Consider the following 17,645-nt stretch of genomic DNA (forward strand, 5'->3'; position numbering starts at 1 on the left):
CCGGCCTCCCCGGTCAGCCGCCGCGGGTCGCCGGCGGCCAGTGCGGCCGACGGCGCCGTGGCCGCGCTGCGCCACCAGGCATGCACGCCGCTGCCGATGGCGAGCAGCAGCAGGCACAACACAAGGGGGCGCATCGTCATCGGCGGTCGGGTGCGGCAATCAATCGGGAAAATGGTAGCACGCAGGTTCCGCGCGCCCGGCCGCAGGACCGGTCGCGCGGACAGCGCCGGATCAGGCGTCGAGGGTGCGGTTCCACTCGGCGACGCGGTCGGCCTTGGCCGCCAGCACCGCGTCGGCGTCGCCTTCGATGGTGATCTTGTTGATCACGTCGCCCTGGGCGACGCTGTCGACCACGTCCAGGCCCTCGAGCACCTTGCCGAACACGGTGTGCTTGCCGTCCAGCCACGGGGTGGCGGTGTGGGTGATGAAGAACTGGCTGCCGTTGGTGCTGGGGCCGGCGTTGGCCATGGACAGCACGCCGCGCTCGTGGCGCACGCCGTTGTTGGTCTCGTCCTCGAAGCGGTAGCCCGGGCCGCCGCGGCCGGAGCCTTCCGGGCAACCGCCCTGGATCATGAAGTCGGCGATCACGCGGTGGAAGTTCAGCCCGTCGTAGAAGCCGCGCTTGGCCAGGTTCACGAAGTTGGCCACGGTCAGCGGGGCCTTGTCGGGATACAGCTCGATCTTGATCGGGCCGCGGGCGGTGTCGAAATGGGCGATCAGGTACATGGGATTCCTTGGAAACGGGGGCGTCATGAGGGGCGCATAGGATACACGTCGCCTCGTTCAGGCTTTGCCCGCGCCCGCCGCCGGCGCCTGAATGCCCCCGCCCGGCCCACCGCCGCCGGTCGCCGGCAGGCGTCACGGGATCCGGGTATACTAGGTGGCTTCCTTTCCTTCCTTCTGGCGCCGGCTGGCCCCCTTTCGCATGTCCATCGAAAATCTTCGCAATATCGCCATCGTCGCCCACGTCGACCACGGCAAGACCACCCTCGTCGACTGCCTGCTGAAGCAGTCCGGCACCCTGTCCGAGCGCACGGTGCTGGCCGAGCGCGTGATGGACAGCAACGACCAGGAAAAGGAACGCGGCATCACCATCCTGGCCAAGAACACCGCCATCACCTGGCAGGGCAACCGCATCAACATCGTCGACACCCCCGGACACGCCGACTTCGGCGGCGAGGTGGAGCGCGTGCTGTCGATGGTGGACACCGTGTTGATCCTGGTCGACGCGATGGACGGCCCGATGCCGCAGACCCGCTTCGTGACCCAGAAGGCGTTCGCGATGGGCTTCAAGCCGATCGTGGTGGTCAACAAGATCGACCGCCCCGGCGCGCGTCCGGACTGGGTGATCGACCAGGTGTTCGACCTGTTCGACAAGCTCGGCGCCACCAATGAGCAGCTCGACTTCCCGATCGTCTACACCTCGGCGCTGAACGGCTACGCCTCGCTGGACGACAGCGTGCGCGACGGCGACATGACCCCGCTGTACGAAGCGATCATGCAGCACGCGCCGAAGCCGGACGTGGACCCGGACGGCCCGTTCCAGATGCGCATCAGCCAGCTGGACTACAACAACTTCGTCGGCGTGATCGGCATCGGCCGCATCCAGCGCGGCGTGCTGAAGAAGAACATGCCGGTGGCGGTGATCGACCGCGAAGGCAAGAAGCGCCAGGGCAAGGTGCTGCAGGTGCTGGGCTTCCTGGGCCTGGAGCGCATCGAGCAGGACAGCGCACAGGCCGGCGACATCGTCGCCATCTCCGGCATCCAGGAACTGACCATCTCCGACACCGTGTGCGCGCTGGAAGCCCCCGAGGCGCTGCCGCCGCTGACCGTGGACGAGCCGACCATCTCGATGACCTTCCAGGTCAACAACTCGCCGTTCGCCGGCAACAAGGACCTGTCCGGCGGCAAGTTCCTGACCAGCCGCCAGCTCAAGGACCGGCTGGAGCGCGAGACCGTGCACAACGTGGCGCTGAAGGTGCAGCAGCTGGAAGACGCCGACAAGTTCCTGGTCTCCGGCCGCGGCGAACTGCACCTGTCGGTGCTGATCGAGAACATGCGCCGCGAGGGCTTCGAACTGGCCGTGTCGCGCCCGGAAGTGATCATCAAGGAGATCGACGGGCAGTTGATGGAGCCGGTCGAGCAGCTGGTGGTGGACATCGAGGAGCAGCACCAGGGCGGCGTGATGGAGAAGCTGGGCATCCGCAAGGGCCAGCTGAAGAACATGGAGCCGGACGGCAAGGGCCGCGTGCGCCTGGACTACATGATCCCGGCGCGTGGCCTGATCGGCTTCCAGAACGAGTTCCGCACCCTGACCCAGGGTTCGGGCCTGCTGTTCCACGTGTTCGACCACTACGGCCCGAAGGAACAGGGCGCCATCGCCAAGCGCCAGAACGGCGTGATGATCGCCAATGCGCCGGGCGCCACCCCCGCCTACGCGCTGGGCCCGCTGGAAGAGCGCGGCCGCCTGTTTGCCGCCGAAGGCGACAACGTGTATGAAGGGCAGCTGGTCGGCATCCACTCCAAGGACAACGACCTGACCGTCAACGCGATCAAGACCAAGCCGCTGACCAACATGCGCGCCTCGGGCAAGGACGATGCGATCAAGCTGACTCCGGCGATCAAGTACACGCTGGAGCAGGCGCTGGACTTCATCGAGGATGACGAACTGGTCGAAGTCACCCCGAAGGAGATCCGCTTGCGCAAGAAGCACCTGACCGAAAACGAGCGCAAGCGCGCCGGTCGCGCGGGCTAAGGGATAGCGCACGCCCATGGCCGCCGACAAGGCGTACAACCCGGATCCGCACGCGCATCCGGGTCTGCACCTGATCGCACTGCTGGAGGCCGGCAAGGGCCTGCTCGCGGTGCTGGCGGCCACGGGGCTGGAACTGATGGGTCCGGCCCCGCTGCGCGCGGGGGTGGACAAGCTGATCGTGCGTTTCAGCCTGGACCCGGACCACGGCGCCCTGCCCTCGCTGCTGACCATGATCAACCCCGGCGCGGTGCACCTGGCCGCCGCCGGCATGCTCGCCTACGGCGTGCTGCACATCATCGAGGCCTGGGGCCTGTGGCGCGCCAAGGCCTGGGCCTCGCTGCTGGGCTGCATCTCCGCGGCGATCTACCTGCCGTTCGACGTCTACGCGATCGTGCGCCACCCCGGCTGGGCGTCGTGGGCGGTGCTGGCGATCAATCTCGCCGTGGTCGGCATCCTCGCCCGCGATTTGGTGCGGCGGCGCCGACATCCTCCTGCGGCCTAGCCGCACCCCGCGCCGCGGCGGTGCCGGCTTTCTTCAAGCGATCTGCGCCTGCCAGTCACCGGTGGGCGCATTGGTGTTCCTGGCATTCGGCGGGCACCGCTGGCGGTCGCGCAGAGAATCCGTCCCACGCAGTATGACCATGCGGCAAGACCGCTCAGCGATCAGCGAGACGCGCGCGCCTCGCCCGCTGTCGCATTCACTGCCGGCGCCCCATCCTCGGCACCGGGCGAACGCATCGCCTCCGAATCGCTGGCGCGCACCGGTGGGTGCGATAGCCGCACCGGCTCCGGCGCCACTTCCGCGCGCAGCAGCGGCAACGCGTAGGCATGCTCGCGCACCAGGAAATCCAGCATGCGTTCGCGCACGATGCAGCGCAGGTCGAAGGCGTCGCCGGAGTTGCGCGCACTGACCAGCAGGCGCACCTGGATCGTGCGCTCGCTGGTGTCGGTCACCTGGGTCACGCAGACCCGCCCGTCCCACAGCGGCTCGCTCTTGCAGATCCGCTCCAGTTCGGCGCGCACCTGCGCGATCGGCGTGCGGTAGTCCAGCCACAGGAACGCGGTGCCGAGCAGGTCGGCGCTGTTGCGCGTCCAGTTCTGGAACGGGTTCTCGATGAACCAGGTCAGCGGCACCACCATGCGCCGCTCGTCCCAGATCCGCACCACCACGTAGGAACTGCCGATCTCCTCGATACGGCCCCACTCGCCTTCGACGATGACCACGTCGTCGAGCCGGATCGGCTGGGTCAGCGCGATCTGCAGGCCGGCGATCAGATTGCCGAACACCGGCTTGGCGGCGATACCGGCGACCAGGCCGATGATGCCGGCCGAGGCCAGCAAGGTGGTGCCGATCTGCCGCACCGCCGGGAAGGTCAGCAGCACGATCGAGGTGCCCACCAGGATGATCGTGCCCATCGCCACCCGCGCCAGCACGCGGGTCTGGGTCTGCACGCGGCGTGCGGTGAGGTTGTCCGCCACCTCGATCGGATGGCTGCGCAGGATCGCCGTTTCCAGCGCCGCCACGCCGCGCACCAGCAGCCAGGTCACGCAGCCGATCATGCCGATGTGCAGCAGGTGCTGCAGGTCGGTCAGCGCCTTCTCGTCCAGCGGCGTGGATTCGAGCGCGAAGCTAAGCATCAGCATCGGCAGCAGGAAGGCGACCGGCACGCTGATCACGCGCACGATGCGCGCACGCCGGTAGTCGCGGCCGCGCATGCGCTGGGCGATGCGCAACAGCAGCCACCAGGCCAGGAAACCGAGAATCAGTGCGGCGCCGATCGGCAGCGTATAGGCACGCCAGGGCACCCAATGAAGATCTAGGGTCAAGATGCGCTCCTTTGTCGGGGGGAGGAGTCGCGACAGTCTGGCAGTGGAGGGATTAGCGCGATGTCGAGCACGCGCAGCGGCGCCGAGCGACGGCAGCCGCATGGCATACAGGCGCGCGTGCAAGCGCTTCCGAAAAGCGGCGCGTGTCGCCGGCGACGCGAAGCCGACGCGCGGCATCGCACGCAGCGATGCCGCAGCCCTCGGGCCACGGCACGACAAGGCGCCGCACGTGCGGCAGCGGCACGCGCAGCGGACTACACCAACCGACTACGCCAGCGGCGTGGCGACGTTGCGCCCGTTCTGCTTGCGCACGATCGCCATCGCGATCTCCAGCGACTGCTCGTAGTTCAGGCGCGGGTCGACGCTGGAACGGTAGGCCCGCTCCAGGTCGCGCTCGGTGAGTTCGCGCGCGCCGCCGGTGCACTCGGTGACGTCCTCGCCGGTCAGTTCCAGATGCACGCCGCCCAGGCGGGTGCCGGCCGCGGCGTGGATGTCGAACGACTGCTCCACCTCGCCCAGGACGTTCTGGTAGCGCCGGGTCTTGTAGCCGTTGCTGGTGCTTTCGGTGTTGCCGTGCATCGCATCGCACACCCACAGCACGCGGCGGCCGTCGCGCTTCACCGCGTCCAGCAGCGGCGGCAGCTTCTCGGCGATCTGCGCCGCGCCCATGCGGTGGATGAAGGTCAGCCGGCCGGGCTCGTCTTCCGGATTGAGCACGTCGATCAGGCGCAGCAACTGGTCCGGCTGCGCCGACGGCCCGACCTTGATCGCGATCGGATTGCGGATGCCGCGGAAGTACTCCACATGCGCGCCGTCCAGCGCCGCGGTGCGCATGCCGATCCACGGATAGTGCGTGCTGAGGTTGAACCAGCCCCACTGCCGCGGCACCTCGCGGGTCAGCGCTTCCTCGTAGGGCAGCAGCAAGGCCTCGTGCGAGGTGTAGAAATCGACGCGGTTGAGGTTGTACAGCTGCGCGCCGGACAGGGTCTCCATGAAGCGCACCGCATCGCCGATCGAGGCCACCATCTTCTGGTAGTCCTCGGCCAGCGGCGAGCAGCCGACCCAGCTCAGGTTCCAGTACTCGGGATGGTGCAGGTCGGCGAAGCCGCCGTCGATCAGCGCGCGCACGAAGTTCATGGTCATCGCCGAACGCGAGTGCGCGGTGATCATGCGCCGCGGGTCCGGCACCCGCGCCTGCGCGGTGAACTCCGGGCCATTGACCACGTCGCCGCGGTAGCTGGGCAGGGTCACGCCGTCGCGGGTCTCGGTATCGGCCGAGCGCGGCTTGGCGTACTGCCCGGCGTAGCGACCGACCCGCACCACCGGCAGGCGCAGGCCGTGCACCAGCACCAGGCTCATCTGCAGCAGCACCTTGAGCCGGTTGGAGATGGTGCCGGATTCGCAATCGCTGAAGTTCTCCGCGCAATCGCCGCCCTGCAGCAGGAAGCGCTTGCCTTCCTGCGCCTCGGCCAGCTGCTTCTTCAGCGCGAAGATCTCCCAGGAGGTCACCAGCGGCGGCAACTGCCGCAGTTCCGTCAGCGCGGTCTCCAGCGCCTGCGGGTCCGGATACACCGGCATCTGCAGCGCCGGCCTGTCACGCCAACTGGCAGGTGACCAGGACGACGAGGCGGATGCGGACACGGCGGCGGCGGACAGATTCATGAAAGGACTCCTTGGCAGTGTGCGATGTTCGCAGAGCCGGGGCGCGCCGCATAGCGCCGCATACCGGTCACGCTGGCAGCGCCAGGACATGAACGGCAAGCAACATCGCGATGCCACCATGACTTCCGGCCTACGCCGGCGTTTTTGCGAAAGCACACTGTTATTAAGTAACAATTCCTTTCCATTCGGTCCACCTCGCCATGACACGTCGCCCCCTCTCCTCCGCCATCGCCCTGATCCTCCTGGTCGCCCCCGGCCTCGCCCTCGCTGCGGATACCGCCGCCGACAGCACCGCTGCCGCCGAGCCGACCGTCGATCTCGATCCGGTCACCGTCACCGCCAAGCTGGAAGCTGCGCGCAACGCGCTGTCGCCGGACATCGGCAGCAGTCAGTACGCGATCAGCGCCGAGGACATCGCGCGCCTGCCGCTGGGCGCTTCCACCCCGCTCAACCAGGTGCTGCTGCAGGCGCCGGGCGTGGTCCAGGATTCCTATGGCGGCATCCATGTGCGCGGCGACCACGCCAACCTGCAGTACCGCATCAACGGCGTGATGATCCCCGAATCCATCTCCGGCTTCGGCCAGACCCTGGATCCGCGCACGATCAAGAACATCCGCCTGCTCGACGGCGCGCTGCCGGCGCAGTTCGGCGACCGCACCGCGGCGGTGGTCGACATCACCACCAAGAACGGCGTGGAACTGGGCAACGGCGGCAGCGTCGGCATCACCGGCGGCTCCTACGGCACGCTCAACCCCAACGCCTCGTGGTGGGGCAGCGACGGCCGCTTCAGCTGGTTCGCCAGCGGCAACTACCTGCAGAACCGCATCGGCATGGAAAACCCCACCGACAGCGACAACCCGATCCACGACAAGACCCACCAGGGCAAGGGCTTCGCCGACCTCAGCTATCTGCTGAACGAGAACACCCGGCTCAGCCTGCTGGTCGGCTACGCCAACAACCGCTTCCAGATCCCCAACAACCCGGGGCAGACGCCGGCCTTCACCTACCAGGGCACCAGTACCTTCGATTCCTCCCAGCTCGACGAGAACCAGCGCGAGAACACCCGCTTCGGCACCCTGGTGCTGCAGGGCGCGCTCGGCGACACCAGCTACCAGCTGTCGGCCGGCCAGCGCTACAGCAGCGTCGCCTTCTCCCCGGACATCGCCGGCGACCTGATCTTCAACGGCATCGCCTCGCAGGTGCAGCGCGCCAACCGCGCCAGCACCCTGCAGGCCGACTTCTCCACGCCGTGGGGCAGCACCCACACCTTGCGCTATGGCGTCTACGGCAACTTCGAACACGCCAACGCCAGCAACAACGCCTATGTGTTCCCGGCCAACGACGACGGCAGCCAGAGCAGCGACGTGCCGCTGTTCATTCCCGACAGCAGCCGCTTCCACGCCAGCACCTACGCGGTCTACCTGCAGGACGAATGGCAGCCGAGCGACGCCTGGACCATCAACTACGGCGTGCGCGGCGACCGCTACAAGGCGTTCGGCACCACCGAGGGCCAGCTCAGCCCGCGCCTGGGCGTGGTCTGGCACGCCAGCGACAGCACCACCCTGCACGCCGGCTATGCGCGCTACTTCACCCCGCCGGCCACCGAGCTGATCTCCACCAGCGACATCGCCCTGTACGACGGCACCACCAACCAGCAGTCGGCGGCGGGCGGCCCGACCAAGCCGCTGAGCGAGCGCAGCGACTACTACGACCTGGGCATCTCGCAGATGGTCGGCGACCACCTGACCCTGGGCCTGGACACCTACTACCGCAAGGCCGATCGCCTGCAGGACGAAGGCCAGTTCGGCGCCGCCTACGTCTACTCCACCTTCAACTACCGCTACGGCCGCATCCGCGGCGCCGAGTTCAGCGCCGACTACAGCAACGGCCCGATCAACGCCTACTTCAACGCGGCCTACAGCAAGGCCATGGGCAAGCGGGTGATGACCAGCCTGTACAACTTCGACCCGGATGCGTTGGCCTACGCCTACGACCACTGGATCCACCTGGACCACGACCAGAAGCTGACCTCCTCCGGCGGCATCAACTACGCCCTGGCCGACGACAGCCGCATCGGCGCCGACTACCTGTTCGGCAGCGGCCTGCGCACCGACGCCGACGGCGTGCCCAATGGCGGCGAGCTGCCGGCGTACTTCCAGCTCAACCTCAGCGCCGGCCACGACTTCGCCCTGGCCAGCAGCCACCCGCTGCACGCACAGCTGGCCGTGCTCAACGTGCTCGACCGCCACTACCAGTTGCGCGACGGCGGCGGCATCGGTGTGTTCGCGCCGCAGTGGGCGCCGCGCCGCGGCGTCTACCTGAGCCTGCAGCAGGACTTCTGAGCCAGCCACGGCGACGGCCTGCTGCGTGCCACCCGGCACGCCGCAGGCCTCGCGTTCAGCCGCAGGTGACGGGTCCGGCGACACGCCGTGGCCCGTCCGGCACTACAGTGGCACCATGTGCCGCGTCGTGGCCATGGCGTCGCCCCGCCCGAGGGAGGCGCCCCGCAGCGGCATCCCCGCGCCCGGACCGCCACGACGCGTTGCCACGCATCCGTCCAGGCAGGTGCCACCCATGCGTCGACATCTGTTCGCCGCCGCCCTCGCGGCCGCCATCCTCACCCTCGCCGCACCGCCGCCGGCGCACGCCGAACGCGTCACCGACTTCCGAATGCCGGTGGTCGTGCAAGGCGTCGACTACGATCTCGCCGCCCGCGTGTATCGACCGACAGGCTCCGGCCCGTTCCCGCTGATCGTCATCCATCACGGCACACCGGCGGACAAGCGCAAGCTCGCCGACACCCGGCTTGGTTTCGCCCGCGCCGCGCGCTGGTTCGCCGCCCGCGGCGACATGGTGGTGCTGGCCTTACGGCCTGGCTACGGCAGTTCCAGCGGTAGCTATTTGGAAGGCGCGGGCAACTGTCACGACGTCGATTTCGTCGTCGCCGGGCACAGGATCGCGGCGGCCGAGGCGGCGATCGTCGACGCCGCCGCACGCCTGCCCGGCGCGGACCCGCAACGCATCGTCGTGGTCGGCCAGTCCGCCGGCGGCCTCGGCGCGGTGGCGCTGGCCGATGCGCCGCCACCCGGCGTGCGTGGCGTGATCAGCTTCGCCGGCGGGCGCGGCAGCAACGGCAAGGAGGTCATCTGCGCCGGCGAGGACCGCCTGGTCGAGTCGGAGAAGACGCTGGGCGCGGCGAATACGCTGCCCCAGCTGTGGCTGTACGCCGAGAACGATCACTTCTTCCGGCGCGACCTGGCGCATCGCATGTACGAGGCCTACCGCGCGGGCTCGACCCCGCCGGTGACCTTCGTCGATCTGCCGCCGTTCGGCGACGATGGCCACAAGACCTTCGCCCAGGCCGACCCGTCGGTGTGGGCCAAGCCGGTGGCGGCATTCCTCGCTCAGGTGGTTCCGCAGGCCGACGGAGCGCGGGCGCCGGCCAGCGCGTCGCGCTGACCGACAGCCCGGCACTGCACAAACACCGGGGGCGCCGGACGGACAGGATAGGCAACGTCGGTGCGCGTCAGCGGCATACGTCAGCGCTGCCCGCGACGACTGCAGCAGCGCCCGGCGGGTTGCCGACGGTCGCCATCAGACCAAGCGACCGACGCGCAGCGGCAAGACGGTCAGATCAGCGTGCGCTTGCGGCTCTTGAACCCGGCATACAGCGCGAACACCGCCAGCAACACGAAACAGATCAGGCACCACATCGGCATCGATAGGCCGAGGAAGCGCCAGTCGATGTTGCCGCAGTCGCCGGTGCCGGTCAGCACCCGGCGCAGCACCTCGAACGGTCCCATGGTCTCGCGCAGGAAGCTCAGAGGCGGGCCGCAGGACGCCATCGGGTCCGGGAACAGCTGCACCGAGACATGCTTGGTGGAGATGCCGGCGCCCACGAGCGCGGCCAGGAACGCCAGGACGCCATAAATTTTGCGCCCGCCGGCGCTGCGCGGCCCGTGCAGGGCACCGAGCAGGAACAGCACGCCCAGCGCGGCGAACGCGATGCGCTGGAAGATGCACAGCGGGCACGGCTCGATGCCCAGCTGCAGCTGCACGAAGATCGCATAGCCCAGCAGGCCGGTACAGATCAGAAAGCCGAGCAGGAACTGCGCGCGGAAACCCCAACGTAACGGATTCATCGGACTCGAACTCGCATCGACGATCCGCACATTATCCGCGATCGTGCGCTCCATCACCATGTGTCATGGCGCTGTCGGCCGCCCCAGCCCGCGCCGCGACCGCGCTCTCCCCATCCCAATCCCGACTCCGCGATCCCCCAAAAAACAAAAAGCCCGGACATGCCGGGCTTCTTGCTGCTGCAGGTGCGAACCGATTACTCGGCCACTTCCTCGGCCACGGCCGGGCGATCGACCAGCTCGACGTACGCCATCGGCGCGTTGTCGCCGGCGCGGAAGCCGCACTTGAGGATGCGCAGGTAGCCGCCCGGGCGCGCCTGGTAGCGCGGGCCCAGCGTGGTGAACAGGGTGCCGACCGCTTCCTTGTCGCGCAGGCGGGCGAACGCCAGGCGGCGGTTGGCGACGTTGTCGACCTTGGCCAGGGTGATCAGCGGCTCGGCGACGCGGCGCAGTTCCTTGGCCTTCGGCAGGGTGGTCTTGATCAGCTCGTGCTTGATCAGCGACGCCGCCATGTTCTTGAACATCGCTTCGCGGTGGGCGCTGGTGCGGCTGAACTTGCGGCCGGATTTCTGGTGACGCATGGGTTGGGATTCCTATGGAAGAGTGTGACTGTTGGAGATCGCTGTCGCCGTCCTGGCGTTGAAAGTGGACTGCGGATGGTCCGTGCCGGCCGTCCCTGACCGGGCGACGCCGCGGGCTTGGCGACCCGTCGACGTGGTGATGCGGATGAAGCGAACGACACGCGGCCGATGCCTTGCGGCACCGGCCGGATGCGCAAAACTCAGCCGAGCATGCCGTGCTGGGCGACGCCGGCCGGCGGCCAGTTCTCCAGCTTCATGCCGAGCGACAGGCCACGCTGGGCCAGCACTTCCTTGATCTCGGTGAGCGACTTCTTGCCCAGGTTCGGGGTCTTGAGCAGCTCGACTTCGGTCTTCTGGATCAGATCGCCGATGTAGTAGATGCTCTCGGCCTTCAGACAGTTGGCCGAACGCACGGTCAGTTCCAGATCGTCGATCGGACGCAGCAGCACCGGATCCACGCCGTTGCTGGCCGGCTTGGCCGCGCCACGGTCGCGATGGGTGAAGTCGCCGAACACCGACAGCTGGTCGCTGAGGATGTCGGCGGCGGTGCGCACGGCTTCCTCGGCATCGATCGTGCCGTTGGTTTCGATGTCCAGGACCAGCTTGTCCAGGTCGGTACGCTGCTCGACGCGGGCCGATTCGACCGCGTAAGCGACGCGGCGCACCGGCGAGAACGAGGCGTCCAGGACCAGGCGACCGATGGTGCGGGTCTCTTCGTCCGGACGGCGGCGCGCGGCGGCCGGCTGATAGCCGAAGCCACGCTCGATCTTCAGACGCATGTTGATCGCCGTGTCCTTGGTCAGGTGGCAGATCACGTGGTCGTTGTTGAGGATCTCGACGTTGTGGTCGGTCTTGATGTCGGCGGCAGTGACCGTGCCCGGACCCTGCTTGGACAGCGACAGCGTGGCGCTGTCACCGGTATGCATGCGGATGGCCACGTCCTTGAGGTTCAGCAGGACTTCCAGCACGTCCTCCTGCAGCCCTTCGACCGTGGTGTACTCGTGCAGCACGCCGTCGATCTCGACTTCGGTGATCGCGAAGCCGGGAATCGAGGACAGCAGCACGCGACGCAGGGCGTTGCCCAGCGTATGCCCATACCCGCGCTCCAAGGGCTCGATCACGACCTTGGCGCGGTTGTCGGTAAGGCGTTCGATCTGCGGCCCACGCGGGCGCAGAACCTGGTTGGCGGTAACCGTCATGTTGCGGGTTCTCCTGACGAGCCTCCGTGGACCGGAGGCTCTCCGATGTGATTACTTCGAATACAACTCGACGATCAGCGCTTCGTTGATGTCGGCAGGCAGGTCCGCACGGTCCGGCACGGCCTTGAAGATGCCGCTGAACTTCTTCGAATCGACCTCGACCCACGACGGGTTCAGGTCGTGCGTTTCGGCAACGGTCAGCGCTTCCTGCACGCGAAGCTGCTTCTGCGCCTTTTCCGACAGGGCGATCGCGTCGCCGGCCTTGACCTGGTACGAGGCCAGGTTCACCGACTTGCCGTTGACCAGCACGCCACGGTGCGACACCAGCTGGCGCGCGGCCGGACGGGTGACGGCGAAGCCCATGCGGTAGACGACGTTGTCCAGGCGGGTTTCCAGCAGCTGCAGCAGGTTCTCGCCGGTGTTGCCCTTCTTGGTCGAGGCCTTCTTGTAGTAGTTGCGGAACTGACGCTCCAGCAGGCCGTAGATACGCTTGACCTTCTGCTTCTCGCGCAGCTGGGTGGCGTAGTCGGACAGCTTGCCCTTGCGGGCGGTCGCGCCGTGCTGGCCGGGCTTCTGCTCCAGCTTGCACTTGGAGTCCAGCGCACGCGCCGGGCTCTTGAGGGAAAGATCGGCGCCTTCGCGGCGCGCGAGCTTACAGGTAGGACCGATATAACGAGCCATTTCTTATCGCTCCTTTAGACGCGACGCTTCTTCGGCGGACGGCACCCGTTGTGCGGGATCGGCGTCACGTCGATGATGTTGGTGATCTTGTATCCGACGTTGTTCAACGAACGGACGGCGGACTCGCGACCCGGACCCGGGCCCTTGATGCGCACTTCCAGCGACTTCACGCCGTAGTCGAGCGCAGCGCGCCCGGCCTTCTCGGCGGCCACCTGCGCCGCGAACGGCGTGGACTTGCGCGAACCGCGGAAACCGGCGCCACCGGAGGTCGCCCAGGACAACGCATTGCCCTGACGGTCGGTGATGGTCACGATGGTGTTGTTGAACGAAGCGTGGACGTGGGCGACGCCGTCGGTGACGACGCGCTTGATCTTCTTCTTGGTCTTTGCTGCTGCGGGCTTAGCCATGTCGGTCCCTTACTTCTTGATCGCCTTGCGCGGACCCTTGCGGGTGCGGGCGTTGGTACGGGTGCGCTGACCGCGCAGGGGCAGGCCACGACGGTGACGCAGGCCGCGGTAGCAGCCCAGGTCCATCAGTCGCTTGATGGCGATGCCGATTTCGCGACGCAGGTCGCCTTCGACGATGTACTTGCCGACTTCGAGACGCAGGCGCTCGATTTCCGGCTCGGACAGGTCGCGGATCTTGGTGGTCGAGGTCACGCCTGCGGCTTCGCAGACCTTCTTCGAACGGGTACGGCCGATGCCGTAGATGCTTTGCAACCCGACCCAGACGTGCTTCTGGGCTGGCAGGTTGACGCCTGCAATACGCGCCATGACGCGGTTCTCCAACTGAGTGATGGCCCGACGGCGCACCACGGCGCCATCCGGCAGGATGGATCAAAAAGTGAACTTGTAAGTCTAGCAAGGTCTCGGGTTACATGGAAGCCCGCGGAACCGCAAGGTTCCGCAAGCCCGGCATGGGGAGTGTGCCCATGCTCCGGCGCCGGACGTCGTTGGCGAGGCGATGTATCCACCTTGCCGCCCGCGCTACTCCAGCGCAGGACCACCACGTCTCACCCGCGCACGAGACCGCTGCACGGGCCGCCCTTCAAGTCGGAAGACTGCGCCCGGGAGCCGGGGGCGTCTTCGCGGAAGGATTCAAACAGTATAGCAATCAACCGCGGGCAAAACCGCCGCCGCGCGAGCCGCCCTTGAGGTTGGCCTTCTTCAACAGGCTCTCGTACTGGTGCGACATCAGGTGCGCCTGGATCTGCGCAATGAAGTCCATCACCACCACGACCGCGATCAGCAGCGAGGTGCCGCCGAAGTGGAACGAGGTGCCGAGCTGGGCACGCATCACTTCCGGCAGCAGGCACACGATCACCAGGTACACCGAGCCGGCCGCGGTCAGGCGGGTCAGCACGCCGTCGACATAGTCGGCGGTGGCCTTGCCCGGACGGATGCCCGGAATCAGCGCGCCGGACTTCTTCAGGTTGTCCGCGGTTTCCTGCGAGTTGAACACCAGCGCGGTATAGAAGAACGCGAAGCCGATGATCAGCGCGGCGAACACGATCATGTGCACCGGCTCGCCCGGGCCCAGCGCGTTGGCGATGCGCTGCAGCCACATACCGAATGTGCTGTTGGAAGCGGCCTGGCCCGACCACATCGACAGCGTCGCCGGGAAGGCGAGGATGCTCGAGGCGAAGATCGGCGGAATCACGCCGGCCATGTTGAGCTTCAGCGGCAGGAACGAGGTCTGATTCATGTACGCGTTGCGACCGCCCTGGCGGCGCGCGTAGTTCACCGTGATCCGCCGCTGCCCGCGCTCGACGAACACCACGAACAGGGTGAAGGCGAGGATGGTCAGGACGATCAGCAACAGCGAGATGAAGCTCATGTTGCCGTCGCGGTAGGCTTCCACGGTCTGGATCGCCGCCGCCGGCAGGCCGGCGACGATGCCGGCGAAGATGATCAGCGAGACGCCGTTGCCGATGCCGCGCTCGGTCACCTGCTCGCCGACCCACATCAGGAAGATGGTGCCAGCGGTCAACGCGATCACCGCGGTGAGCACGAAGCCCATGCCGGGGGCGTAGACGACCGGCGCGCCGCCCGGTGCAGTCTGGTTCTGCAGCGCCAGGGCGATACTGCCGCCCTGCACCACCGCCAGCAGCACCGCGCCGATGCGCGAATACTGGGTGATCTTGCGCCGGCCCGACTCGCCTTCCTTCTGCATCGCCTTCAGCGACGGAAAGATGTGCGTGGCCAGCTGGATCACGATCGATGCCGAAATGTACGGCATCACGTTCAACGCGAAGATGCTGAAACGGTGCAGGGCGCCGCCCGAGAACATGTTGAACATGTCCACGATGCCGCCGCCCTGCGCCTGCATCAGCGCAAGCATGGCTTCGGGATTGACGCCCGGCACCGGCACGTAGCAGCCGATGCGATAGACGATCAATGCGCCGAGAACGAACAACAGGCGCTGGCGAAGTTCCGTGAACTTGCCGAGCCCGCCGCCGAGGTTACCCATGCCAGCCTGCGCCATCTGCGTGTTACTCCTGCACGCTGCCGCCGGCAGCTTCGATTGCCGCCTTGGCACCGGCGGTCGCGGCAACGCCCTTCAGCACGAACTTCTTGGTCAGTTCGCCCTTCAGGACCACCTTGGCCTTCTTCGCGGTGCTCGGGACCAGCTTCGCGGCGCGCAGCGCAGCGAAATCGATCTCGCCAGCCGGCAGGTTGTCGAGCTGGTAGGACAGCACTTCGGCAGTGTCCTTGGCCATCTTCGAACGGAAGCCGATCTTCGGCAGACGGCGCTGCATGGGGGTCTGGCCGCCTTCGAAGCCGGCCTTGATCTTGCCGCCGCCCTTGCGCGCGAACGAACCCTTGTGGCCGCGGCCGGCGGTCTTGCCGAGGCCGGAACCGATGCCGCGACCGACGCGGGTGCGCTCGGTACGCGCGCCCGGCGCGGGCTTCAGATCATTCAGATGCAAAGTCATGGTCGATTACTCCTCAACCTGGACGAGGTACTGAACCTTGTTGATCAGGCCGCGCACTTGCGGGCTGTCCTTCAGTTCGCGCACATCGTTGAGCTTGTTCAGGCCCAGGGCACGCACCGACAGGCGGTGACGCGACTGGGTACCACGCAGGCCGCGCACCAGGCGCACCTTGACGGTCTTGGTGGATTCATTAGCCATGGGTCAGATCCTCCACCTTCTTGCCGCGCTTGGCCGCGATGCGGGCCGGCGACTGCATGTCTTCCAGGCCGCGCAGGGTGGCGCGCACCAGGTTGATCGGGTTGCGCGAACCGACGGCCTTGGCCAGCACGTTCTTCACGCCCACCGCTTCCAGCACGGCGCGCATGGCGCCGCCGGCGATCACGCCGGTACCTTCCGAGGCCGGCATCATGAACACGCGCGCAGCGCCGTGGCCGGACTTCACCGGGTGCCACAGGGTGCCGTTGTTCAGATCGATGTTGAGCATGCCCTTGCGTGCATACTCCATCGACTTCTGGATCGCGACCGGCACTTCGCGCGCCTTGCCGTAACCGAAGCCGATCTTGCCGTTGCCGTCGCCGACCACGGTCAGCGCGGTGAAGGTGAACTGGCGACCGCCCTTGACCGTCTTGCTGACGCGGTTGACCGCGACCAGCTTCTCGATCATGCCGTCGTCGACTTTCTCTTCGCGGTTGCGGTCGCGATCACGACCCCGCGGTGCACGCTGTTCTTCAGCCATTGTGATGTCCTTGATAGAGGAAAAGATTTACGGCTTCGTTGCCGCTTGTGGTTGTGGTCTGGAGCCGTGTTCCCCGGACGCGCGCAGAAGGCGCGCCAAGGTCCGATGCAGCCCGCATCGGCAGGACGGACGCGGCATCGCCGCGCCCGCAAGGATCAGAACTGCAGGCCGCCTTCGCGCGCGGCGTCGGCCAGCGCCTTGATGCGGCCGTGGTAACGGTAGCCCGAGCGGTCGAAGGCGACCTTCTCGACGCCCGCGGCCTTGGCGCGCTCGGCGATCAGCTTACCCACCTTGGCGGCGGCGTCGCTGTTCTTGCCGTTCTTCAGGCCGTCCTTGACGTCGGCCTGCAGGGTGTTCGCCGCGGCGAGGACCTTGGAGCCGTCGGCGGTGAAGACCTGCGCGTACAGGTGCTGGCCGGTGCGCAGCACCGACAGGCGGGCGACGCCGAGCTCGCGGATGTGGGCGCGGGTCGACTTGGCGCGACGCAGGCGGGCGATGTTCTTGTTGATGCTCATGGTATGTGTCCTAGGAAAGCTGAAGGGGAACAGGCTTTTGCAGTGGAGAGTCCGGCCATGGATGGCCGGGCTCCTCGCAGAAGGACCTGCCTTAGGCCTTCTTGGCTTCCTTACGAATGATGGCTTCACCGGCGTACTTCACACCCTTGCCCTTGTAGGGCTCCGGCGGACGGAAACCGCGGATCTTGGCGGCGACTTCGCCGACGCGCTGCTTGTCGGCGCCCTGCACCAGGATCTCGGTCTGGGTCGGAGCGGCCAGGGTGATGCCTTCCGGCGCGCTGAACACGATCGGGTGCGAGAAGCCGAGCGCCAGGCTCAGGTCCTTGCCCTGCATCGTGGCACGGTAGCCGACGCCCACCAGCTCGAGCTTGCGCTCGAAGCCGGCGGACACGCCCTGCACCATGTTCGCCAGGATGGCGCGAACGGTGCCGGTGATGGCGATGTGCGACGGATCGTTCGCCGACAGCGTGGCGACACCGTTTTCCTGCTTGATTTCGACGCCGGCCGGCTTCGGCAGCGACAGGGTGCCCTTCGGACCCTTGACGCTGACCTGATCGGCCTGGACGGTGAGTTCGACGCCCTTCGGGAGGGAGATCGGCTTCTTGGCTACGCGGG

Annotated in this window: 19 protein-coding genes; 4 read left to right on the forward strand and 15 right to left on the reverse strand. The window is 67.2% G+C overall.

Going from position 1 to position 17,645, the window contains the following annotated elements; genetic code table 11:
* Positions 1 to 231: 231 nt before the first annotated feature.
* Positions 232 to 726: a peptidylprolyl isomerase gene (locus D588_RS0118645; RefSeq protein ID WP_017917056.1), complete on the reverse strand. Its 495-nt coding sequence runs from the start codon at positions 724 to 726 to the stop codon at positions 232 to 234.
* Positions 727 to 925: 199 nt separating this feature from the next.
* Between D588_RS0118645 and typA the strand changes: the two genes are divergently transcribed.
* Positions 926 to 2,755, forward strand: coding sequence for a translational GTPase TypA (gene typA / locus D588_RS0118650; protein ID WP_010340464.1), 1,830 nt, complete (start codon positions 926 to 928; stop codon positions 2,753 to 2,755).
* A 16-nt stretch (positions 2,756 to 2,771) separates the two neighbouring features.
* On the forward strand, positions 2,772 to 3,257 hold the full coding sequence (locus D588_RS0118655; protein ID WP_017913015.1) for a DUF2127 domain-containing protein: 486 nt from the start codon (positions 2,772 to 2,774) through the stop codon (positions 3,255 to 3,257).
* A 161-nt stretch (positions 3,258 to 3,418) separates the two neighbouring features.
* Here D588_RS0118655 and D588_RS0118660 read toward each other — a convergent pair whose 3' ends face one another.
* Together D588_RS0118660 and D588_RS0118665 are read right to left on the reverse strand one after the other, a co-directional pair.
* Positions 3,419 to 4,582, reverse strand: a complete 1,164-nt coding sequence (locus D588_RS0118660; RefSeq protein ID WP_026143871.1) for a mechanosensitive ion channel domain-containing protein — start codon at positions 4,580 to 4,582, stop codon at positions 3,419 to 3,421.
* Positions 4,583 to 4,849: 267 nt separating this feature from the next.
* Positions 4,850 to 6,244 (reverse strand): 3-deoxy-7-phosphoheptulonate synthase class II, encoded by a 1,395-nt coding sequence (locus D588_RS0118665; protein WP_026143872.1) that lies wholly within the window; start codon positions 6,242 to 6,244, stop codon positions 4,850 to 4,852.
* Between the two features lie 200 nt (positions 6,245 to 6,444).
* On the opposite strand from D588_RS0118665, the gene D588_RS0118670 reads away from it, so the two are divergent.
* Both D588_RS0118670 and D588_RS0118675 read left to right on the forward strand, forming a co-directional pair.
* The gene (locus D588_RS0118670; protein ID WP_017917057.1) at positions 6,445 to 8,586 is read left to right on the forward strand and encodes a TonB-dependent receptor; all 2,142 of its coding nucleotides are present in this window, start codon (positions 6,445 to 6,447) and stop codon (positions 8,584 to 8,586) included.
* 232 nt (positions 8,587 to 8,818) lie between these two features.
* A complete protein-coding gene (locus tag D588_RS0118675; RefSeq protein WP_017917058.1) occupies positions 8,819 to 9,703 on the forward strand; it encodes a CocE/NonD family hydrolase in 885 nt (294 codons plus the stop codon).
* A gap of 170 nt (positions 9,704 to 9,873) precedes the next feature.
* Here D588_RS0118675 and D588_RS0118680 read toward each other — a convergent pair whose 3' ends face one another.
* The 12 genes from D588_RS0118680 to rplF form a co-directional block, all read right to left on the reverse strand.
* Positions 9,874 to 10,386 (reverse strand): disulfide bond formation protein B, encoded by a 513-nt coding sequence (locus D588_RS0118680; RefSeq protein ID WP_026143873.1) that lies wholly within the window; start codon positions 10,384 to 10,386, stop codon positions 9,874 to 9,876.
* Between the two features lie 194 nt (positions 10,387 to 10,580).
* A complete protein-coding gene (gene rplQ, locus D588_RS0118685) occupies positions 10,581 to 10,964 on the reverse strand; it encodes a 50S ribosomal protein L17 (protein WP_010340456.1) in 384 nt (127 codons plus the stop codon).
* Positions 10,965 to 11,164: 200 nt separating this feature from the next.
* Positions 11,165 to 12,163 (reverse strand): DNA-directed RNA polymerase subunit alpha, encoded by a 999-nt coding sequence (gene rpoA / locus D588_RS0118690; protein WP_010340455.1) that lies wholly within the window; start codon positions 12,161 to 12,163, stop codon positions 11,165 to 11,167.
* A 51-nt stretch (positions 12,164 to 12,214) separates the two neighbouring features.
* Complete coding sequence (gene rpsD, locus D588_RS0118695; RefSeq protein ID WP_010340454.1) at positions 12,215 to 12,844, reverse strand: 30S ribosomal protein S4; 630 nt, start codon at positions 12,842 to 12,844, stop codon at positions 12,215 to 12,217.
* A gap of 14 nt (positions 12,845 to 12,858) precedes the next feature.
* Positions 12,859 to 13,251 carry a 30S ribosomal protein S11 gene (gene rpsK, locus D588_RS0118700; RefSeq protein ID WP_003470632.1) on the reverse strand — a complete coding sequence of 131 codons (393 nt, stop codon included), beginning with the start codon at positions 13,249 to 13,251 and terminating at the stop codon, positions 12,859 to 12,861.
* Between the two features lie 9 nt (positions 13,252 to 13,260).
* Entirely contained in the window at positions 13,261 to 13,617 is a 357-nt protein-coding gene (rpsM, locus tag D588_RS0118705; protein ID WP_010340453.1) for a 30S ribosomal protein S13, read from the reverse strand.
* Between the two features lie 340 nt (positions 13,618 to 13,957).
* Positions 13,958 to 15,328: a preprotein translocase subunit SecY gene (gene secY / locus D588_RS0118710; RefSeq protein ID WP_026143874.1), complete on the reverse strand. Its 1,371-nt coding sequence runs from the start codon at positions 15,326 to 15,328 to the stop codon at positions 13,958 to 13,960.
* 7 nt (positions 15,329 to 15,335) lie between these two features.
* Positions 15,336 to 15,779: a 50S ribosomal protein L15 gene (gene rplO, locus D588_RS0118715; protein ID WP_010340451.1), complete on the reverse strand. Its 444-nt coding sequence runs from the start codon at positions 15,777 to 15,779 to the stop codon at positions 15,336 to 15,338.
* A gap of 6 nt (positions 15,780 to 15,785) precedes the next feature.
* The gene (gene rpmD, locus D588_RS0118720) at positions 15,786 to 15,977 is read right to left on the reverse strand and encodes a 50S ribosomal protein L30 (RefSeq protein ID WP_010340450.1); all 192 of its coding nucleotides are present in this window, start codon (positions 15,975 to 15,977) and stop codon (positions 15,786 to 15,788) included.
* Positions 15,970 to 16,515: a 30S ribosomal protein S5 gene (rpsE, locus tag D588_RS0118725; protein ID WP_010340449.1), complete on the reverse strand. Its 546-nt coding sequence runs from the start codon at positions 16,513 to 16,515 to the stop codon at positions 15,970 to 15,972. Before rpsE ends, rpmD begins: the two co-directional genes overlap by 8 nt.
* Positions 16,516 to 16,670: 155 nt before the next feature.
* Positions 16,671 to 17,030, reverse strand: coding sequence for a 50S ribosomal protein L18 (rplR, locus tag D588_RS0118730; protein WP_010340448.1), 360 nt, complete (start codon positions 17,028 to 17,030; stop codon positions 16,671 to 16,673).
* Positions 17,031 to 17,121: 91 nt separating this feature from the next.
* A partial coding sequence (gene rplF / locus D588_RS0118735) for a 50S ribosomal protein L6 (RefSeq protein ID WP_017917060.1) occupies positions 17,122 to 17,645 on the reverse strand: 524 nt, incomplete at its 5' end.

It is taken from the genome of Xanthomonas sp. SHU 308 (assembly GCF_000364645.1).
In the GTDB taxonomy this organism is placed as follows: domain Bacteria; phylum Pseudomonadota; class Gammaproteobacteria; order Xanthomonadales; family Xanthomonadaceae; genus Xanthomonas_A; species Xanthomonas_A sontii.